This is a genomic window from Massilia sp. LC238 (genome assembly GCF_000735635.1).
Taxonomy (GTDB): Bacteria; Pseudomonadota; Gammaproteobacteria; order Burkholderiales; family Burkholderiaceae_D; genus Telluria; species Telluria varians.
The window spans coordinates 1-4516 of sequence record NZ_JNNN01000035.1 but is presented as its reverse complement, the minus strand read 5'-3'; the positions used below and the strand labels follow the sequence as shown (position 1 = coordinate 4516).

The 4516-nt window shown below is 67.8% G+C and carries 2 protein-coding genes; one reads left to right on the top strand and one right to left on the bottom strand.

Annotated elements, in window-relative coordinates; all coding sequences use genetic code 11:
* Positions 1–1979, bottom strand: a 1979-nt coding sequence (locus FG94_RS08685) for an OPT family oligopeptide transporter (protein WP_036209912.1), incomplete at its 3' end; no start/stop codon positions are given.
* A gap of 212 nt (positions 1980–2191) precedes the next feature.
* On the opposite strand from FG94_RS08685, the gene FG94_RS08680 reads away from it, so the two are divergent.
* On the top strand, positions 2192–4516 hold a 2325-nt coding region (locus FG94_RS08680), incomplete at its 3' end, for a penicillin-binding protein 1A (protein WP_081925880.1).

Sequence of the window (4516 nt, the reverse complement as noted above, 5' to 3'; positions counted from 1 at the left end):
TAGCTGTGTATAAGAGCAAGGCCGCCCGCCGCGATCGGCAGCGTCGAGATCAGCGGCAGGTAGACGCCCACCGAGAAGGCCAGCGCGTGCACGCCGGCCATCTCGAGCACCACCGAGATCATCACGCCGAACAGCACCAGCGTCCATGGCAGCTCCTGGTCGAGGATGCCCTTGATGATGTAGGACATCAGGACCGCCTTGGGCGCGTCGTACTTCTTCACCTCGGTGCCGTCCGGACGGACCTTGTGGGTGCCGTTGATACCAGGGTCGACCAGGTAGGCCAGGCTGCCGTCGGCGGCCACCAGGTACTTGCCGGCCGGGCCGCCCGCGGTGTCGGTCTTCTGCCAGACCTTGTAGGTGTTGGCGTCGCCGGCGGCCTGCGGGCCGTGCAACTGCGCGGTTTCGGTCAGCTTCGAAGCATCCACCTTCAAGCCGGGCGCCACCTGGGCCGCCGGCACGTACACGGTGCCCGCCTCGTTCAGCTTGAGCAGGATCGGTCCCAGGATCAGGGCCGAGGCCAGGGCGCCGCACAGGATCGCGTACTGCTGCATGCGCGGGGTCGAGCCGACCAGGAAGCCGGTCTTCAGGTCTTGCGAGGTGGTGCCGGCGTTGCTCGCGGCGATGCAGACGATGGCGCCGACCGACAGCGCGGTGACGTAGTACTGGCCGCCGGTCCAGCCCATCACCAGGAAGATCAGGCAAGTGAACAGCAAGGTGGCCACCGCCATGCCCGAGATCGGGTTCGAGGACGAGCCGACTTCGCCGGTCAGGCGCGAGGACACGGTGGCGAACAGGAAGCCGAATACCAGGATCAGGAGCGCGCCAAGCAGGTTCATGTGCAGCGGGGTGGCCACGGTGATGATGGCGATGATTGCCAGGCAGCCGATCAGGACCCATTTGAGCGGAATGTCCTGCTCGGTGCGCAGCGCCTTGTCGGCCGCCGCGCCCGCGGCCCGGCTCTTGCTCATGCTCGACAAGCCGCCCGTCAGGCCGTTCCAGATGGCCGGCATCGAGCGCACCAGGGCGATCAGGCCGCCGGCCGCCACCGCGCCCGCGCCGATGTACAGCACGTAGGCGTTGCGGATGTCGTCCGGGCCCATGTCGCGGATCAGGGTGGTGGCCGGCGCCAGCGGCACCGTGAGCAGCTCGCCGAAGAAGGCGATCATCGGGATCAGGAGCAGATAGGACAGCACGCCGCCGGCCGCCATCGTGAGCGCGATGCGCGGGCCGATGATGTAGCCCACGCCGAGCAGCTCGGGCGAGACTTCGGCGCCGGCCGAGCCGCCCTTGAGCGGGTTGCCGAATTCGAAGTTGACGTAGTCGCGCCAGCCCTTGAAGGACACGCTCAGGGTCTTGTACGCCAGGCCGATGCCGAAGCCGCCGAAGATCAGCATGGCGCGGCGCTTGGCCTCGACCGCGGCATCGGAACCGTCTTCGCGCGCCTCGCCCGCCGCGGCGCGCGAGGTCTCGGTGGCCGCGGCCTTGAGCACCTCGGCGCAGGCCGTGCCTTCCGGGTACTTCAGTTCGCGGTGGGCGTCGACAATCATGGTGCGGCGCATCGGGATCATCATCAGGATGCCCAGCAGGCCGCCCAGCACGCCGACCAGCATCACGCGCGAGATCTCCAGGTCGAAACCGAGGATCATGATCGCCGGCATGGTCACGCCCAGGCCGAAGGCGAGCGATTCGCCCGCCGAGCCGGCGGTCTGCGTGATGCTGTTCTCGAGGATGGTCGATTCGCGCGCGCCGAACTTCTTCGCCGTGTGGAACAGGGTGATGGCGATGACCGCCACCGGAATCGAGGCGCTCACGGTCAGGCCGACCTTCAGCACCAGGTAGAGGGAGGACGCCCCGAAGATCATGCCCAGCACCGTGCCCATGATCAGGGCGCGCAGTGTGAACTCGGGCAGGTTGGCGCTGGCAGGAATATAGGGCTTGAAGCCGGCCGCGCTGGTATTGGAAGGCGAATCGTAGGGCATGGGTGTTCCTCGGGTATGCACGCTTGGGTAAAACCGAAGGCGTGACTATCGCATATGCCGAAATGGAATGAAAGCAGTTTGAAGCGGTAGAATGCCCGCGATACAATGCACCGCAATGCTCCGACCTTGCGAGCGTTCTTCGAGAGTAGTCAGTGACCAAGCCTGTCAGCCCGCCGTCCCAGTCGCCCGCCAAGCGCCCCCGCCGTCTCCGGATGTTCCTGTTCTTTTCGCTCGCCGCCCTGGTCGGACTGGCGGCCGCCCTTGCCATCTATGCCATGACGGTGGTCCTGCCGAACGTGCCGAAGATCGATGCGGTGCTCGATTACCAGCCCAAGATCCCGCTGCGCGTGTACACGCTCGACAAGCACCTGATCGGCGAGTTCGGCGTCGAGCGGCGCGACTTCGTCACCATCGACAAGATCCCGACCCGCATGAAGCAGGCGCTGCTCGCCATCGAGGACGCCCACTTCTACCAGCACCAGGGCATCGACTGGCGCGGCGCCATGCGCGCGGTATACACCAACCTGCGCGGCGGCTTCGGCTCCGGCGGCGCCTCGACCATCACGATGCAGGTGGCGCGCAACTTCTTCCTCTCCAAGGAGAAGGTCCTGTCGCGCAAGATCACCGAGGTAGCGCTGGCCTACCGCATCGAGGACGCGCTCACCAAGGACCAGATCCTCGAGCTGTACATGAACCAGATCTTCCTTGGCAACCGCTCCTACGGCTTTTCCAGCGCGGCGCGCAGCTACTTCGGCAAGACGCTCGACGAGCTGACCCTGGCCGAAACCGCGATGCTGGCCGGCCTGCCGCAGAACCCCTCGCGCCACAACCCGATCGCCAACCCGAAACGCGCGCAGCAGCGCCAGCACGCGGTGCTCGAGCGCCTGCTCAAGCTCGGCCAGATCAGCGAGCCCGAATACCGGCAGGCCCTGGCCGAACCGCTGCGCATCCGCCGCGGCGGCCAGGTCTTCGACACCAAGGCCGACTACGTCGCCGAACTGGCGCGCCAGGCCGTCTTCGCCCAGCTCGGCGAGGGCGCCTACGAGCGCGGCATCGTGGTGACCACCACCATCCTCAAGGCCGAGCAGGACGCGGCCTACGAGTCGGTGCGCCGCAACGTGCTCGACTACGACCAACGCCACGGCTACCGCGGGCCCGAGGCGCGCATTACGCTGCCGCAGGACCCGCTCGAGCGCGAGGAAGCGGTCATCGAGGCCCTGCAGAAGCGCACGCCGAGCGACGGCCTGCTGCCGGCGGTGGTGCTGGCGGCTTCGCCCCAGGCGGTGCGCGTCGAGCTGCTCAGCGGCGAGGAAGTGACGATCGAAGGCGCCGGCCTGAAGTTCGCGGCGCGCGGCCTGGCGGCGAATGCCAAGGAAGCCTTGCGCATCACGCCGGGCGCCGTGGTCCGGATCAGCCAGCGCAAGGAAAAAGGCAAGGAAAGCTGGGCCATCACCCAGGTGCCGCAGGTGGCGGCCGCCTTTGTCGCCATCGACGCCGACACCGGCGCCTACCACGCGCTGGTGGGCGGCTTCGACTACAACCTGCAGAAGTTCAACCACGTGACCCAGGCCTGGCGCCAGCCGGGTTCGGCGATCAAGCCCTTCGTGTACGCGGCGGCCCTGGACAAGGGCTATTCGCCGGGCACCCGCATCCTCGACGAGCCGCTCGACATGCCCGGCGAGAACGCCGGCGAGACCTGGTCGCCGCAGAACGACGACGGCGTGTTCGACGGTCCGATCACGATGCGCCATTCGCTGGCGCATTCGAAGAACGTGACCACCGTGCGCCTGCAGCGCGCGCTCGGCACCGACTACACCCACGACTACCTGGGCCGCTTCGGCTTCGACCTGCCGAAGCACCCGAAGAACCTGACGCTGGCGCTGGGCACCGGCGCGGTGACGCCGCTGCAGATGGCCGGCGCCTATGCGGTGTTCGCCAACGGCGGCTACCGCGTCAAGCCCTACCTGATCGCCGAGATCCGCGACGGCAACGGCAACATCCTGCAGGAGAACAAGCCGGCCGCGCGCCAGGACAGCGACCGCGTGCTCGACCAGCGCAATGCCTTCGTCCTGAATTCGATGCTGCGCGACGTCACCCGCTACGGCACCGGCGCCGCTTCGGTCAGGCAGCTGGGACGCACGGACATTGCCGGCAAGACCGGCACCACCAGCGACGCCATCGACGGCTGGTTCGCCGGCTACGGCGGCAAGGTGGTGGCGGTGGCCTGGATGGGCTACGACGAACCGCGCTCGCTGGGCGGGCGCGAATTCGGCGCCACCCTGGCGCTGCCGATCTGGATCGACTACATGCGCGCGGCCCTGGCCAAGGTCCCGCCCCAGGAAGAACAGCTGGAGCCGGAAGGCGTGGTGCGCGAGGATGACGACTGGGTGTTCGAGGAATTCGTCGAACGGCCGGATTTGCGTGCGATCGACATCGACCCGGGGCTCGACAATCCACCGGTGGAAGTGGATCCGGTCACGGGCGAGCCGCTCACGCCGCCGCCCACGGCGACGCCGCAGCCTCCCCCGCCGCCGCCC